This is a genomic window from Exiguobacterium sp. UBA1053 (assembly GCF_002316465.1).
In the GTDB taxonomy this organism is placed as follows: domain Bacteria; phylum Bacillota; class Bacilli; order Exiguobacteriales; family Exiguobacteriaceae; genus Exiguobacterium_A; species Exiguobacterium_A abrahamii.
The window spans coordinates 1,123,681-1,139,205 of sequence record NZ_DCDO01000013.1 but is presented as its reverse complement, the minus strand read 5'-3'; the positions used below and the strand labels follow the sequence as shown (position 1 = coordinate 1,139,205).

Below are 15,525 nucleotides of genomic sequence, written 5' to 3'. Positions count from 1 at the left end.
CCGAGCTGTAGATTGCAGGTGGGTCTTTTTGTGTAATCCTTCCGCCATCACGTCAGTTTAAGCGAAGCATCTAGATTAAAAAGAAGGGGTTGTGCTAAGAAGACGAGGCGTGACTTGGCGTAAGAGCGCTGCAGCACGTGCTTCAAGAGGTGTTGGTAATTGATTCAGGGAGAAATACTGTAAGTCGAGACTCTCTCCGTCCGTCATTTGTAAGGTACCCGATACGTCTTTTGCTTGAAAGAGATGGATCACACTGTAGGTTTGATCGCCATTTGGATAACGGAAGAAGTAATCAGGACCCGAGAAGACGTCTAGCAGCTGAACGCTGCGTGCTTGAAGTCCGGTTTCTTCCTGCAACTCACGCATCGCAACTTCTTCAAGTGTCTCACCTGGTTCCATCGAACCACCGGGGAGTCCCCAACTGTGTGTATCCGAACGATATTGAAATAGCAGTTCATGTTGTGAATTCATGACGAGTACGGTCGCCCCCACGCTGATCAACGGTCGGTTGCCTACGATCTTTCGTAAATTTAATAAGTATCCCATCTGCTCACTCCTTTCGTATCAGTATAGAAGAATATTCATTATGACAGTTAGTAAAAAGAAATAAGGCAAAAAGACTTGCCAATTTAAAAGACGCATGTTATATTAATATCTGTCGAAACGTTATATCATCGCGGGGTGGAGCAGTCTGGTAGCTCGTTGGGCTCATAACCCAAAGGTCGTCGGTTCAAATCCGGCCCCCGCAACCAATTTTTAAATAATCAAATCCGAAACGTTTATCGTCGCGGGGTGGAGCAGTCTGGTAGCTCGTTGGGCTCATAACCCAAAGGTCGTCGGTTCAAATCCGGCCCCCGCAACCAATTTTAAACTTAACTTCAACTTTACTACGAAACGTTCAGCGTTTCGTATTTTTTTTTGCCTTTTTCGTTCGGTACAATAGAGAAGGACGAACAGTACGTATTAAAGGAGGAGACATCGTATGATAGAACTGGAAATGAACAGCTTGGAAGAAACGACTGCCTTGGCCCTTGAACTCGGACGACGTGCAGAAGCAGGGATGGTCATTACGCTTGATGGGGATTTAGGTGCTGGGAAAACGACCTTTACGCAAAGCTTTGCGAAAGGGTTAGGTGTGACGCGCCACGTCAACAGCCCTACCTTTACGATCATGAAAGTCTATACGGGACGTCTTGCTCTTTATCATATGGATGTCTATCGCCTGGAAGGTTCCGGTGATGATATCGGACTTGAAGAATATTTGAACGGTGAAGGCGTCGCTGTCGTCGAGTGGTCTGAATTGATTGCAGACAGTCTTCCCCCTGAACGGTTGGCAATCACGATTACGCGAACGGGTGATGATAGCCGTCGTTTTGAGCTGACGCCGATCGGAGAACGATACATTACATTATGTGAGGGATTGAAATCATGAAAATCGTAGCTATTGATACATCGACAAAACAATTATCGGTCGCTCTTTCAGACGGGAAACAGATTTTAGCAGAAGCTTCTTATGTCACGTCTTTGAATCATGCGACGAAACTCATGCCGTTGCTTGAGCGCTTGATGGTGGAAGCAAAATGGACACCGGCTCAACTGACACGTGTCGTCGTTGCTGACGGTCCTGGTTCTTATACCGGATTACGGATTGGAGCGACGACAGCGAAGACACTCGCGTATACACTGGGCATCGAGCTTGTTGCCATCTCGACACTTGAACTGATGGCGGCTTCGACAGGTCATACGGGACGTGTCGCAGCAATTCAAGATGCGCGGCGTGGAGCAGGGTTTGTCGGAGTGTACGACGCCGGGAAACGAATTGGTGAAGAACAGCATGTCGAGATCGCTTCTTTTGTGAAGACGTTACCGCCAGATACGCTCGTCACAGGAGACGTCGATGCGTTCGAAGAGATTCTTCAGCCATTTGAAAAGACGGCTCCTGCTTTCCGGACGCCACGTGCCGGCGTACTCGCTTTACTCGGTGCAACACGCCAGACGGTCGAAGCGCATGCGTTCGAACCACGATACCTGCGTCTAGCTGAAGCAGAGGCGAAATGGATCGAGGCACAGGGTCATGAGTAAGGGCATTCGTCGGATGACCGTACAGGACGCTGCAGGTGTTCATGCGGTTGAACTCGAATCGTTTGCGACGCCGTGGACGCTAGATGCCTTCGAAGCGGAAATGACACAAAATCCGAATGCCTATTATGTCGTTGCCGATCAAGATGGTATCGTCGGGTTTGCTGGTCTGTGGCATATTGCGGATGAAGGACATATTACGAATATTGCCGTCAAGCAGTCGCATCGCGGACAAGGACTCGGAGAAGATCTGCTAACGGCATTGATCGCCGTCGGTCGTGCGCTTGATTTGCGGGCGATGACGCTCGAAGTACGTGTCTCGAACACACCAGCGCGGACTTTATATGAAAAACTCGGATTTCAGTATGTCGGTGTCCGAAAACGATATTATCAAGATAACAATGAAGATGCTGCCATCTACTGGCTGGAGCTGGAGGGAGAAGACCTATGACACAACCATTGATTCTAGCAATCGAATCGAGTTGCGACGAAACGGCGGCTGCCGTCGTCCGTGGAGGAACCGACGTCTTATCGAACGTCGTCTCGTCTCAAATCGAAAGTCATAAACGATTCGGTGGCGTCGTGCCTGAAGTGGCTTCACGGCATCACGTTGAACGGATCACATACGTCATTGATGACGCCTTGACGGAAGCGAACGTCACGATCGACGATATCGATGCGATCGCCGTTACGGAAGGACCTGGACTGGTCGGAGCACTGCTCGTTGGTGTCAGCGCAGCGAAGGCACTCGCCTTTGCGCACAATAAACCATTGATCGGTGTTCATCATATCGCAGGTCATATCTATGCGAATCGTCTCGTGCAAGAGCTTGAGTTCCCACTCGTCTGTTTGATTGCATCAGGTGGACATACGGAACTGATCTACATGCCGGAAGACGGTGTATACGAAGTCATTGGTGAAACACGGGATGATGCCGCCGGGGAAGCATATGATAAAGTTGCTCGAACGTTGAAGTTACCGTATCCAGGTGGTCCACGAATCGACCAATTGGCACAGACCGGTCAGGATACGTTCCATTTTCCACGTGTCTGGCTCGAAAAGGATTCGTATGACTTTAGCTTCAGCGGTTTGAAGTCAGCAGTCATCAATGCCGTGCATAACGCCGAACAACGTGGGGAAACGATCATTCCGGAAGATTTAGCCGCGAGTTTCCAAGCGAGCGTCGTCGAGGTACTCGTGACGAAGGCGGTCCGTGCCGTGAAGGATAAAGGGGGACGTCAATTACTGCTAGCTGGTGGCGTGGCTGCCAACAAAGGATTACGCCAAGGTCTCGAAGCAGCGTGTGCGAAGGAAGGAATCGATCTCGTCATTCCGCCGATGCACCTGTGTGGAGACAATGCAGCGATGATCGGAGCGGCTGCGATTCATCCGTATCGCGCGTTACGCTATTCGACACTTGCCATGAACGCAGAACCTGGGCTAGATTTAAAGTAAGGAATCCGAACAACTTGGGGGAAATGGAATGAAAAAAGTCATCATCGCATTGTTAGCGGTACTGGTCATCGTCGCGATCGGACTTCAGATCCGAGAAATCGTCAACGCATACCAAGTCGCCTATAAGGAAGAACTCGTACCCGATAAAAAAGCGGTCGAGACGAATACGAAACAACGTCCACTTTACGAAATCGGACGAGCAGAAGGGGAAAAGACCCGGATTCAAAAGTTATATGCTTTTGATCAGACAGTCAATGGTAAGCTCAGTAACGTCGTCATCGTCGATCGGAAGTATGGTTTAACGAACAAGGCGAGTGATGATTATTTCATGATTGCTTCCGGAACACCAGTGACGGATCAAGAAAAGAAGTCATTCGAACCAATGATTCAAAAGATGGATGCAGAACAAGTCCAAGCCGAGGTCATCTCAAAGCATGAGGTGACGGCTGTCGAGAACAATAAAAAACGGACGTTGACGTTATTTAAGGTCTTCTATAAGGATACGGATCAAAACGAATACCTCTTCTTCATCGAAAAAGAAGGCGGTCTGAAACTCGATCTATTCAAGAAGGGTTACTCACGTTTGTCTAATTACTAAATCCATGAAAACAGCGGATTCCTAAATAGGAGTCCGCTGTTGTTCGTTCATTGCCATTCAGTGATACCCGTCAAGTCATCATAGATGCGATCGGGATCGAGATTCAATTCCTCGACCGGAAGTCCATTTCGATTGATCCATGCCGTTTTGAAGCCGAAACTCTTCGCCCCGGTGATATCCCAACCGTTCGAGGACATGAAGAGGATCTCCTCGCGTTTTAGACCGAGCGTGTTTAAGGCATGCATATAGGATGCAGGTGCTGGCTTATACTGTTTGATATCATCGACACTGACGAGATGTTCGAACCGATCGGCTAAGCCTGACTGCTCAATCAGCGGATCGAGCATATCATGGGAACCATTCGAGAAGACGACCAGACGCTTGTCCGCCATCGTCTCGAGAACGGAGCTGACTTCAGGATATACATCAAGCGTCAGGTACGTCTCCATTAACGTCGTGATTTGTTCCTCGGTCACATGGAGCTTTAGTTCAAGTAACGTATAGCGGAGGGCATCTTGTGTCACTTGGCTGAACGGCACATACTGTCCGTTCAATTGCCGGAGGAAAGAGTACTCCAATTGTTTCTCCCGCCAGCGTTTGCTGATCGCTTCTCCGTGATCCGGATAAAGCGCTTCGGCTTGTTCTTTGACGGAATGGACATCGAATAATGTACCGTAGACGTCAAAGACGAGTGCTTGAATCGTCATAAAACATTCATCTCACTTTCATAGAGTCTGCTTTAACGATTCCCTTACAGTACGGATTCAAACGACACTCAAGAATGAACCTGTTGTAAAAAGCGATGAAACGTTTGCGCGAACGCACGACAAGCGGCTTGTTTCTCCGGGGTATTCGGATCAAACTCAATCTTCAAGCCATCCGTGACGAGGGTCGCCCCAGCTTCTTTTAATGCGTCTTCAATCAAATCAACGGCTGCGCAGTACTTCGGATAATCAAGATCCCCCGAACCAAAAGCCGCCGCCGGTATCCCTTGTAAGGATTGTTCCCGGAGCTCCTCGACAAAATCTTCTGCTTCATATGGTAAATCACCGTCTCCCCATGTATATGAGCCGAGTAATAGACCATCAAAACGTGATAGATCCTCCCCGACGAATTGATCTAGTTCCGTGATTGTCACGGTGACATCGTGTTGCTCGAGTTCATGTTGAATGAGCGAGACGATATCTTCCGTATTCCCGGACATGCTGACGAATCCAATCGCGATATGCATGTATCTTCCTCCTTTCACTGTACTTCTCTACTTTAATTGATAATGATTATCAATGTCAAAGGACATATAAAAAAGCACCTTCCAAAGAAGATGCTTTTCTATACATTAGTCTTGTAGTTCGGCCCATTCCTCAATGGAACGAATGACCGGTTCGAGTTGGCGCCCTTTGTCGGTCAAACTGTATTGAATCTTAATCGGACGATCGGGAATGACAGTCCGGATGACGATGCCTTCCGCTTCGAGCTCCTTCATACGTTCCGTGAGCATACGACCTGATAATTCGGGAATGGCATCTTGAATCTCATTGAAACGACATGTCTTCGTCAACAAGTGACGTAAGATCAGACCCGTCCATTTCTTACCTAAGATTTCAAAGGCATGTTCGACTTTGGGACAAAGAGCCGGTTGGATTGCGACTTCTTCCATCAGCACTCATCCTTTCTATAGTTGTAGTATACCCGCTTCTGCTAAAAAAATCGAATCATTTTACTTAATGTAACGTCTTGAACTAAAACAAATCTATTTACTTTTAGTAAGTGATAAGATATAGTCTGTTTATTGAGTTACTTAAAGTAACTAAAATACATTAGGTAAAAGGAGAAGAGAGAAATGATGGATACAGGACTTTTAATTATTCGTTTAATCATCGGCTTAACGTTCGCTGCACACGGGACACAAAAATTATTTGGTTGGTTCGGCGGACACGGAATCGCTGGAACAGGCGGTTGGTTCGAATCAATCGGCATGAAGCCAGGGAAGGCACTCGCGATTACAGCAGGTCTTGCTGAATTGATCGGCGGCTTGTTGTTTGCAGGAGGCGTATTCCTCTGGATCGCAGCACTCCTCATCATCGGATCGATGCTTGTCGCGATCGTTAAAGTACACGGTGCGAATGGTTACTGGGTGACGCAGAACGGGTACGAATACAACATGGCATTGATCGTCATCGCGCTTGGTGTAGCGATGATCGGTGCTGGAGACTATTCACTCGCTGCACTCATCGGGTGAAGAAAAAGGTGGGTCATTCATGAAGTTCGAGGCATCAACGCTTAGCGCAAAAGACAATTATAAATTACTGATCGGAAGCATCATTCCGCGTCCGATTGCTTTCGTGACAACGCAAGGAGAAGACGGGACGGTCAACGCCGCACCCTTTTCCTTCTTTACGGTCGCATCAAGCAGTCCGCCACAACTGGTGATTGCCGTACAACGGACGGATCAGGGTCAGAAGGATACGGCACGTAACATCTTGGCGAAACAAAGTTATGTCATCCATATCGTCAGCGAAGAGATCGTCGACGCAGTCAATGAGACAGCAGCGCCACTTGCTTATGGTGAAAGTGAGCTCGAACGGACGGATTTGACGCTCGTCGATAGTGACGCGATCGAAGTACCCGGAATCGCCGAAGCGAAAATCCGCTTCGAGATGCGCTTGACGCAACACGTCGAGCTAGAAGGTGCCGATCTTCTGATTGGGGAAGTACTGCGTTATCACGTCGCGGATGAACTCGTCGATTCGTTCCGGATTGACGCAGCAGGATTGAAGGCTGTCGCTCGTTTAGCAGGGAATGATTATGCGACGATCGGGAAGACGTTTACGATTGCCCGACCGACAAAATGATAGAAGTGTGAATGCCTGATGCATCGTACGATCCATTTCGACGAGGAACGTTTCGATTCAAACGAAAAGGAGTGGAGAGACCGGTCTAGCTACCGGAATCTCCACTCCTTTTTCTCATGTCGTTCATCTGATTAAGCGATAGGACTTCAAGGTTGCGGATCGATTTCGTTTGAAGAGGCTTCAAGACCATGACGTTTACTGTACTGATAGCCATCGAGCAAATAAAAGACGATCGCGAGTGCCCAAATGCCGACACAGCTGATCAAGAAAGCGGTGAGCGGTGAGACACTACCGTAATACGATAAGATCAACGGGTCAGTGAGTTCGACGAATAGCTGTGTCGTCAGGAGCGTACAGCATAATCCCGAAAGTAAACTGACGAAAAGACCGCTCCATGTCTGGATGACGAGACCGATCATACAAGAAATCAGGAGGAACAAAGGAAGCGCGGCATTAAAAGCATCTGGCCGGATGAAGGTGGACACATAGTCCGCATACATCGGTACGAAATAAAGGATGCCGGATAGCAGTCCTTGAATCAAGTTGATGAAAAAGCTTTTCGTCCGCATCAGTGTTGGTTCTCCCATCGTTCCATCAATTCGAGTAGATCGACATCAATTTGGTCACGTTCTGCTGAAAGAGCTGTCGCTTTCGGAATATCATTGAAGATTTCCGGTTCACAGAGTAATTGTTCGATTTCTGCCGAACGCTGTTCGAGCCGCTCAATGTCTTGTTCGAGCTGTTCGATTTGCTGACGGCGCTTGCGTTCTTCTTTCTGTGCTTCCTTGTCGATCGTCTTCGACGCAGTGACTTTTGCGGCTTTTGCTTCCTCTGCTTCAAGACGCGCAATCTCTTCTTGCTCCGCTTTCTTCTCCGTGTAGTACGAATAATCACCGAGGTATTCCGTCACGCCGGCTTCACTCATCTCGATGACGCGGGTCGCGATCCGGTCGATGAAGTAACGGTCGTGAGAGACGAATAGCAATGTCCCTTCGTAGTCGACGAGCGCATTTTCGAGGACCATCTTCGAATCCAGATCCAAGTGGTTCGTCGGCTCATCGAGGACGAGGACGTTCGTCTTCCGGAGTTTCAGTTTCGCGAGCGCGAGACGTCCGCGTTCGCCACCGGATAACTCATGGACGATCTTGAAAACATCGTCACCGCTAAATAGGAATTGCCCGAGGACAGACCGAACTTCTTGTTCACGCATCAGTGGCCATTCGTTCCAAATCTCATCGATGACACGGTTCCGGTCATTGAGTTCCGCCTGCTCTTGATCGTAATAGCCGATCGAGACGCCGGTTCCGAAACGGAAATCACCGAAGAGGGGGCGTAAGCGACCGACGAGGACTTTTAGAAGCGTCGACTTTCCGATTCCGTTCGGTCCGACGAGTGCCAGTGATTCACCGCGTTGCAAGCGGAAGGTGATGTCTTTTGAGACAGCTTCTTCGTAACCGATCGCCAGTTGATTGACTTGCAGAACGTCATTCCCGCTCTGTTTTTCAATCGGGAAGGACAGGACCGTGCTACGCTCATCTCCATCTGGACGATCGAGTCGGTCGACCTTTTCGAGCCGTTTCCGGACACTTTGGGCACGTTTTGTCGTCGTCGCCCGGGCGATGTTCCGTTGAATGAAGTCCTGCATCTTCGCGATTTCTTCTTGCTGCTGTTCAAACTGCTTCATTTCCTGATCGTATAAGGCCGCTTTTTGCTCCAAGTACTTCGTATAGTTCCCCGTGAACTTACGACAGACATTGCGCGACAGTTCGTAGACGACATTGACGACTTGGTCGAGGAAGTACCGGTCGTGCGAGACGATCAGGACGGCACCACGATAACCACCGAGGTAACTTTCGAGCCACGCGAGCGTATCGATATCGAGGTGGTTGGTCGGCTCATCGAGAATGAGAAGCTCTGGTGCTTGTAAGAGCATCTTCGCTAAGGCAAGCCGTGTCCGTTGACCACCGGATAATGTCTGAATCCGGCGCGAATAATCATCCGGATAAAAGCGCATACCGTGCAGGACGGAGCGGATATTTGCTTCGAACTGATAACCACCCGCTTCTGAGAAGTCGTGTTGCGCTTGATCATACGTCTTCAGGAGACGATCGTACGCGACCGGGTCGTTCAAGATATGCTCCATACCCATTTCAATTTCCATCCGGCGCAGTGTTCGTTCTTGTTCCTGAAGATGTTCGAAGACGGTCAGCATCTCGTTCCAGATCGTCTCGTTCGATTCAAGACCACTGTCCTGCGCGAGATAACCGATTTTGACATCCTTGCCTTTCATGATGTCACCTGAGTCATGACTGAGTTCGCCAGCAATGATTTTGAGCAAGGTCGATTTACCGGCACCGTTTCGTCCGACGAGCGCAATGCGGTCGCGCTCTTGTACTTCCAATTTGATATTTTCTAAAATCGGCTCGACGCCGAATGATTTCGAGAGTTGGTTGACTTGTAAGAGTATCATTTCCATCCATCCTTCCACCCTTTAGTCTATCACGAACAAAAGCGCGAGGTCCTGCGGAATATATTATTTGTGACTCTATGTGAAGTGGTTTACAATCAAGGAGAGTAGAAAGCTTTTTGCAAAGATTTGGGTGCCACGATGGATGTGGCCGAAGGGGGAACTGCAGGATGAATGGACCAGACACAAAAATTCCACAAGCGACAGCAAAACGGTTGCCGCTATATTATCGCTTCATCCAAAGTTTATACAATTCAGGCAAGCTCCGCGTCTCTTCTGCTGAGTTAAGCGAGGCGGTGAAGGTTGATTCAGCAACGATTCGTCGCGATTTTTCCTACTTTGGGGCATTAGGGAAGAAGGGGTATGGATACAACGTTCAACATCTCTTAACGTTTTTCCGCAAAACCTTGAATCAAGATGAGGTGACGAATGTTGCCTTAATCGGGGTCGGTCATCTCGGAACAGCGTTTGCAAATTATAACTTTTTAAAGAATAATAGTACTCGGATAGTCGTTGCGTTTGATGCGGACGAAGAGAAGGTCGGAACAACGACGCATGACGTTCCAATCTATCATGTTTCGGACATGAAAGAACAAATCGAAGCGAATCAGGTCGATGTTGCCATCTTGACGGTTCCATCCCAGTTCGCGCAGTCAGTAGCGGATGAGTTAGTCGAGTATGGTGTGACAGGCATCCTGAACTTTACGCCTGCACGGTTGAACGTGCCAGCGAGCGTCCGGGTCCATCACATTGATTTATCGATCGAGTTGCAGTCGTTAGTTTATTTCATGAAGCATTATTCGCAATCAGCTGAAGGAGTGAAATCATAATGGAAAACCTTATTCCGCTCACACTAGGTATCGGACCTGCGAGCATCGGATTAATCGCGGTCGTCGCGTTGATCATCTTTGGACCGAAGAAGTTACCAGAATTCGGACGTGCTGCAGGTCAGACATTGAAAGAGTTCAAGAATGCCACGAACGGCATCATGGACGACGATAAAAAGGACGAACCGAAAGAGAAGTGATTGAATCATGACGGTTGATCAAGAGCAAAGCATGACGTCGCACCTTGACGAACTCCGAAAGCGGATCGTCTGGTCGCTTATCATCGTCGTCGTCCTGTTCGCTGTCGCATTTCCGCTCGTCCGACCGCTCGTCCGCTTCTTGCAAGCAGACTTAAAAGAGCTCGGTATCGGTTTGAATGCCTTCAACGTCGCCGATCCTTTAATGTTGTATTTGAATCTTGCGTTCATTATTGCGCTGATTTTAGCGTCACCGTTCTGGATGTATCAACTCTGGGCATTCGTCCGACCAGGACTTTATGACAAGGAGCAAAAAGCGACATTGACGTATATTCCGGTCATCTTCTTTCTGTTTTTGGCTGGCGTAGCCTTCTCGTATTTCTGGTTGCTTCCCTTCTTGCTTGAAGTCTCAACGGATCTCGGGAAAGAGCTCGGAATCGAACAAGTCATCGGAGTGGAGAACTACTTCAGTTTCTTAATCCGGTTGACGATGCCGTTCGGTCTTCTTTTCCAATTGCCGGTCGTGACGATGTTCCTGACACGTCTGGGTCTCGTGACGCCATATTTCATGCGAAAGAATCGGAAATATGCGTACTTTGCGCTGTTCGTCGTTGCGGCATTGATCGCACCGCCGGACGTGACGTCACACTTGATGATCTCGGTTCCATTGTTCGTTCTCTATGAGATCAGCATCTTGATTTCTGCGCGAACGTACAAAAAAGTCTTGATCCTCGAGCAACAGGCAGAGCTTGAACGACAGGCGGATTTGATGCGTGAATTGAATAAATGAATCGTGAATTCCTTCCAACGATTTTTGGAAGGAATTCTTTTTTATGAAAGCGTTATTTTTATATTGATAAAGCAGTTAGTGATACGTATACTAAAGATAATTCATGGGGGCTTAGCTCAGCTGGGAGAGCGTTTGGCTGGCAGCCAAAAGGTCGTCGGTTCGATCCCGATAGTCTCCACCAATACCAAATATCCAACTCCTCGAGGCGTCGAGGAGTTTTTATTTTTCTCCCAGTTAAATTCCTTAAAAATATAAAATGTCATGTAAAACAAATAAATTAAAAAAATAGGCAAATATAAATTGTTTATTTCCATTAAATTCATTAAACTAAATATACAGAATTTTCGTTTAACTGTTTTATTAGTAGTACTACTATGGTTTTACAGAAAAGGGGAAAACGAACGCATGAAGAAGAAAATTGCACTTATGGCAGCCGTCTTAATGACGTCTTCCAATCTAGTCAGTGCGCAAGGTGCACTGTCGTCGCAAGACAAAGCAACGGGTCAAAAACCGCAAGCGCTCTCGCTGAAGAAATCGGGGCAAGAGAAGCACTACAAACAATCGGATAAAGTCCGTGTCGTCATCGAGATGGAAGAGAAGCCGGCGATTCAAATCGCACAAGCTCAAAACAAGCGGTATAGCACATTGAGCAATGCCGAAAAAGAGTCGATCAAAGATCGCCTCGTCAACGTCCAAAAATCAGTCAAGTCAGCCATCGCTAAAAAGGCGATTCCCGTTACATATAAGGAAAGCTTCACAACCGTCATCAACGGATTCAGTGGTGAAGTCAAGTTCGGGGACATCGAAGACATTAAACAACTGAGCGGAGTCAAGAGCGTACATATCGCCCATGAGTATGCGCGTCCGGAAGTTGCTAAAGGTGCAAAGCCAGACATGCTGTACAGCAAGGACATGGTCAATGCGAAGGAAACATGGCAGGACTATGGTTTTAAAGGGGAAGGAACAATCGTTGCCGTCATCGATACGGGAATCGATCCATCGCATAAGGACATGGTCTTGAGCCCAGAGACGAAGATTGATTTGACTTCTTCGAAAGTCGATAGTGCGAAAGAAACAAAAGGCTTAAAAGGAAAGTACTTCACGGAAAAAGTACCGTACGGCTATAACTATGCCGATCACGATAGCGAAATCCGTGATTTAGGTGCGGGCGCATCGATGCACGGGATGCACGTCGCGGGTACGGTCGGAGCAAACGGCGATGAAGCAAACGGTGGTATCAAAGGGGTCGCTCCGGAAACACAACTCCTCGCGATGAAAGTCTTCGGAAACGATCCAGGAATGCCATCGACATTCAGCGATATCTACATTAAAGCGATCGATGATGCGATTGCACTCGGAGCCGATGTCATCAACATGAGTCTCGGATCGACGGCATCGTTCGTCAATGCAGATGATCCAGAACAACGCGCAATCGTCAACGCGATGAACAACGGCATCTTGTGTGCGATTTCTGCTGGTAACTCGGCATTCGCAGGTCATGGTGCAGGTAATCCGTACACAGCGAACCCGGATATCGGTGTCGTCGGTGCACCAGGTTTAACGAGCCAAGCACTCCAAGTCGCATCACTCGAAAATACGAAATTGACACTCGAAGGCATGGCACTGACGATCGACGGTCAGGATGCTGGTTATTTGGCATACCAAAAACAAGATTCACCGAATCCGATTGCTGTCTTCGATAAAGAGAAGAAGGATGTCGTCTATGTCGGTGACGGTCAAGCTTCGAACTACGAAGGTAAAGACGTCAAAGGGAAAGTCGTCTTCGTCGTGCGTAACGGTGGTTTCAACTACGGTATGATCCAAGCAGAAGCTGAGAAGCAAGGGGCAGCAGGTGTCATCGTCCGCGGTCGAGTCGATCATGGGGATTACGTCAGCATGGCGCTCAACAATCCGACGATTCCACTCGTCACACTCAGCATCGCAGACGGAAACGATCTTGAAGCAAAAGCAAAAGAGGGCAAGGCAATCGCTGTCACGTTCGACGGAAAAGCAGTCTCAGCCGATAACCCGGTCGCAGGACAAATGTCTGACTTCACGTCTTGGGGTGTCACACCAAGCCTTGACTTCAAGCCAGAAATCACGGCACCAGGTGGAAAAATCTACTCGACGCTCAACGATAACGAGTATGGTGTCATGAGTGGGACATCGATGGCGGCACCACACGTCGCTGGTGGAACGGCACTCGTCATGCAACGAATCGCGAAGGACTTCAAAGTCGATGGTGCGACACGCGTCAAACTCGCGAAGAACATCTTGATGAACACGTCGCGTCCGCAACTCGATCAAGGAAAATACAATGCGCAGCTAAAAACAGGCAACTTCTACTCCCCACGTCGTGAGGGAGCTGGATTGATGGATCTTCGTGCTGCCATGAAGACACCAGTCGTCGTCACAGAGACGAAGTCAGGTGAAGGTAAGGCATCCTTGAAGGAAGTCGGCGAGAAGTTCACGTTCACACTTGATTTGAAAAACTACAGCAGTGAAAAAGTGACATATAAGTTAGCCGGAACGGTTCAATCAGATCTCGGTGCAGAAGGATCAAACTTCCTCGAAGCAAACGGCATCTTTAAAAAGGGAACGATCGGTACGGTGGACGCGAACAAGGGCACATATCCGATCTCATTCGCAGTGGGCTCGAAGAAAGCAAGCTCGGTCTCGATTAATCCGAAGAGTTCAACGAAAGTCAGTGTATCGGTCGATCTAAAGGATACAACGGACTGGGCAAACGAACTTCCGCTCGAACAAGTCTTTGAGAACGGCTACTTCGTCGAAGGATTCGTCCGTTTGATCGATACGAAGAGTAAGAATCCAGAATTGACCGTTCCTTACGTTGGCTTCAAAGGGAAATGGGATCAAGCTCCGATTCTAGACGCACCATTGTACGATGAAGACAACACGTTCTATGGTTTGACAGGTCTAGCGACAGAAGTGAAGGATAACTTCGAATTCCTCGGCGCAAACGCTGCTGGCGATGTCGTCGCGAACAAAGTCTCGTTCTCACCAAACAACGATGGTAGCGCAGATGAAGCCTTCCCGATCATCTCGTTCCTCCGTAATGCGAAAAAAGTCGAGTACTCGATTCTTGACCGCAACAAAGCAACGCTTCAGAAGCTCGATACGCAAACGGACGTCGTCAAGAACTACTATGATAGTGGTTCAGAGGACGGATACACACCAGTCACAAGCGCTGCTTGGGACGGAACGATCAACGGGAAACCGGTCAAGGATGGTCTTTACTACTATAAAGTCAAATCCGTGATCGATTATCCGAATGCAAAATGGCAGTCGAACCTCTTCCCAGTCTATGTCGATACGAAAAAACCAGCCGCAACCGTGAAATGGGATGCGTCGAAATCAACGCTCTCATGGACAGCAGGTGACCAAGGAACAGGTGTCGCGTCATACGATATCCTCGTCAATGGTAAGAGTGTCTTGAAACAGCCGCTTGCTGCAACAGAAAAAGCGTACACGTTGACGGATCTTCCAGAGCGCGCGAAGATTGCCTTCGTCGTGAAGGATTATGCAGGAAACAGTGTGAAAAAAGACGTCAACACGACAGGTGTCGATAAAGCGGTACCGAACGTTCAAATCGATACACCGGTCGCACTTGGTCTTGCGACATCAAAAGTCATCAACATCGCAGGTCACGTCTCTGATGAATCAGGCATCAAATCGTTCAAAATCAACGGAAAATCCGTTAAATTGCGTTTCGATGCAGCCCAGCAAAACTATGCCTTCAGCCACGACGTGACGTACACGACGGATGGCGTCAAGTCATTCAAGGTCGAAGCGTATGATGGTAAAGGAAACCGTGTGGCGTTCAGTCGTCAAGTCATCATCGACACAGAATTACCGACGATTCGCGTCACTGCACCAAAAACCGTTTCAAGCAAAACAAAAACAGCCGAGATGAAGATCGTTCTTCGCGATAACTACAGCGAATTACGCTTTGACTTCAACGGTAGCGCGGAATACCGCCGGGCGTTCAAAGAGCCGTACGAGATGAAAGCCTTCAAAAAGACAATCACGAAAAAAGTGACGCTCAAGAAGGGGAAAAACACGTACAACTTGAAACTGAAGGACCTCGGTGGACACGTTGTTACGAAAACGGTCGTCATCACGAAAAAATAAGGAACAAAAGATGAAGTCAGGCGGAAATCCGTCTGGCTTTTCTTGCGTGCCGAAGCGCCTTGAAGGGTTTATGAGATGAGAAGAGGGGGAATTTTAAGAACAGAAACA

The 15,525-nt window shown here is 48.3% G+C and carries 17 protein-coding genes and 3 tRNA genes; 14 read left to right on the top strand and 6 right to left on the bottom strand.

Features of this window, described 5'->3' with window-relative positions:
* Positions 1–75: 75 nt before the first annotated feature.
* Positions 76–546 (bottom strand): NUDIX hydrolase, encoded by a 471-nt coding sequence (locus B3G15_RS13440; protein WP_290721742.1) that lies wholly within the window; start codon positions 544–546, stop codon positions 76–78.
* 129 nt (positions 547–675) lie between these two features.
* Here B3G15_RS13440 and B3G15_RS13435 point away from each other — a divergent pair.
* From B3G15_RS13435 to B3G15_RS13405, 7 genes are all read left to right on the top strand, one after another.
* A tRNA-Met gene (locus B3G15_RS13435) sits at positions 676–752 on the top strand.
* 34 nt (positions 753–786) lie between these two features.
* A tRNA-Met gene (locus B3G15_RS13430) sits at positions 787–863 on the top strand.
* 119 nt (positions 864–982) lie between these two features.
* Complete coding sequence (tsaE, locus tag B3G15_RS13425; protein ID WP_290721740.1) at positions 983–1,432, top strand: tRNA (adenosine(37)-N6)-threonylcarbamoyltransferase complex ATPase subunit type 1 TsaE; 450 nt, start codon at positions 983–985, stop codon at positions 1,430–1,432.
* The gene (tsaB, locus tag B3G15_RS13420) at positions 1,429–2,082 is read left to right on the top strand and encodes a tRNA (adenosine(37)-N6)-threonylcarbamoyltransferase complex dimerization subunit type 1 TsaB (RefSeq protein ID WP_290721738.1); all 654 of its coding nucleotides are present in this window, start codon (positions 1,429–1,431) and stop codon (positions 2,080–2,082) included. The genes tsaE and tsaB overlap by 4 nt, the downstream gene beginning before the upstream one ends.
* Complete coding sequence (gene rimI, locus B3G15_RS13415; protein ID WP_023469614.1) at positions 2,075–2,530, top strand: ribosomal protein S18-alanine N-acetyltransferase; 456 nt, start codon at positions 2,075–2,077, stop codon at positions 2,528–2,530. The genes tsaB and rimI overlap by 8 nt, the downstream gene beginning before the upstream one ends.
* Complete coding sequence (tsaD, locus tag B3G15_RS13410; RefSeq protein WP_214859161.1) at positions 2,527–3,534, top strand: tRNA (adenosine(37)-N6)-threonylcarbamoyltransferase complex transferase subunit TsaD; 1,008 nt, start codon at positions 2,527–2,529, stop codon at positions 3,532–3,534. The genes rimI and tsaD overlap by 4 nt, the downstream gene beginning before the upstream one ends.
* Before the next feature lie 28 nt (positions 3,535–3,562).
* The gene (locus tag B3G15_RS13405; protein WP_058704191.1) at positions 3,563–4,132 is read left to right on the top strand and encodes a hypothetical protein; all 570 of its coding nucleotides are present in this window, start codon (positions 3,563–3,565) and stop codon (positions 4,130–4,132) included.
* 47 nt (positions 4,133–4,179) lie between these two features.
* Here B3G15_RS13405 and B3G15_RS13400 read toward each other — a convergent pair whose 3' ends face one another.
* From B3G15_RS13400 to B3G15_RS13390, 3 genes are all read right to left on the bottom strand, one after another.
* Positions 4,180–4,839, bottom strand: coding sequence for a haloacid dehalogenase type II (locus B3G15_RS13400; protein WP_023469611.1), 660 nt, complete (start codon positions 4,837–4,839; stop codon positions 4,180–4,182).
* Between the two features lie 68 nt (positions 4,840–4,907).
* Positions 4,908–5,363 (bottom strand): flavodoxin, encoded by a 456-nt coding sequence (locus tag B3G15_RS13395; protein ID WP_290721734.1) that lies wholly within the window; start codon positions 5,361–5,363, stop codon positions 4,908–4,910.
* A gap of 105 nt (positions 5,364–5,468) precedes the next feature.
* The gene (locus B3G15_RS13390) at positions 5,469–5,789 is read right to left on the bottom strand and encodes a winged helix-turn-helix transcriptional regulator (RefSeq protein ID WP_023469609.1); all 321 of its coding nucleotides are present in this window, start codon (positions 5,787–5,789) and stop codon (positions 5,469–5,471) included.
* 183 nt (positions 5,790–5,972) lie between these two features.
* Between B3G15_RS13390 and B3G15_RS13385 the strand changes: the two genes are divergently transcribed.
* Positions 5,973–6,371: a DoxX family protein gene (locus tag B3G15_RS13385; protein ID WP_023469608.1), complete on the top strand. Its 399-nt coding sequence runs from the start codon at positions 5,973–5,975 to the stop codon at positions 6,369–6,371.
* A gap of 19 nt (positions 6,372–6,390) precedes the next feature.
* Entirely contained in the window at positions 6,391–6,984 is a 594-nt protein-coding gene (locus B3G15_RS13380) for a flavin reductase family protein (protein WP_064299192.1), read from the top strand.
* A gap of 146 nt (positions 6,985–7,130) precedes the next feature.
* Here B3G15_RS13380 and B3G15_RS13375 read toward each other — a convergent pair whose 3' ends face one another.
* Both B3G15_RS13375 and B3G15_RS13370 read right to left on the bottom strand, forming a co-directional pair.
* Positions 7,131–7,553, bottom strand: a complete 423-nt coding sequence (locus B3G15_RS13375; RefSeq protein WP_029342827.1) for a hypothetical protein — start codon at positions 7,551–7,553, stop codon at positions 7,131–7,133.
* The gene (locus tag B3G15_RS13370; RefSeq protein ID WP_290721731.1) at positions 7,553–9,454 is read right to left on the bottom strand and encodes an ATP-binding cassette domain-containing protein; all 1,902 of its coding nucleotides are present in this window, start codon (positions 9,452–9,454) and stop codon (positions 7,553–7,555) included. The genes B3G15_RS13375 and B3G15_RS13370 overlap by 1 nt, the downstream gene beginning before the upstream one ends.
* A 167-nt stretch (positions 9,455–9,621) precedes the next feature.
* Between B3G15_RS13370 and B3G15_RS13365 the strand changes: the two genes are divergently transcribed.
* From B3G15_RS13365 to B3G15_RS13345, 5 genes are all read left to right on the top strand, one after another.
* A complete protein-coding gene (locus tag B3G15_RS13365) occupies positions 9,622–10,281 on the top strand; it encodes a redox-sensing transcriptional repressor Rex (RefSeq protein ID WP_023469604.1) in 660 nt (219 codons plus the stop codon).
* Positions 10,281–10,478, top strand: coding sequence for a twin-arginine translocase TatA/TatE family subunit (locus B3G15_RS13360; protein WP_029342825.1), 198 nt, complete (start codon positions 10,281–10,283; stop codon positions 10,476–10,478). Before B3G15_RS13365 ends, B3G15_RS13360 begins: the two co-directional genes overlap by 1 nt.
* A gap of 7 nt (positions 10,479–10,485) precedes the next feature.
* Positions 10,486–11,265 carry a twin-arginine translocase subunit TatC gene (tatC, locus tag B3G15_RS13355; RefSeq protein WP_029342824.1) on the top strand — a complete coding sequence of 260 codons (780 nt, stop codon included), beginning with the start codon at positions 10,486–10,488 and terminating at the stop codon, positions 11,263–11,265.
* Positions 11,266–11,370: 105 nt separating this feature from the next.
* Positions 11,371–11,446 (top strand) — tRNA-Ala (locus B3G15_RS13350).
* A gap of 224 nt (positions 11,447–11,670) precedes the next feature.
* A complete protein-coding gene (locus B3G15_RS13345) occupies positions 11,671–15,417 on the top strand; it encodes a S8 family serine peptidase (RefSeq protein ID WP_290721729.1) in 3,747 nt (1,248 codons plus the stop codon).
* Positions 15,418–15,525: the final 108 nt, after the last annotated feature.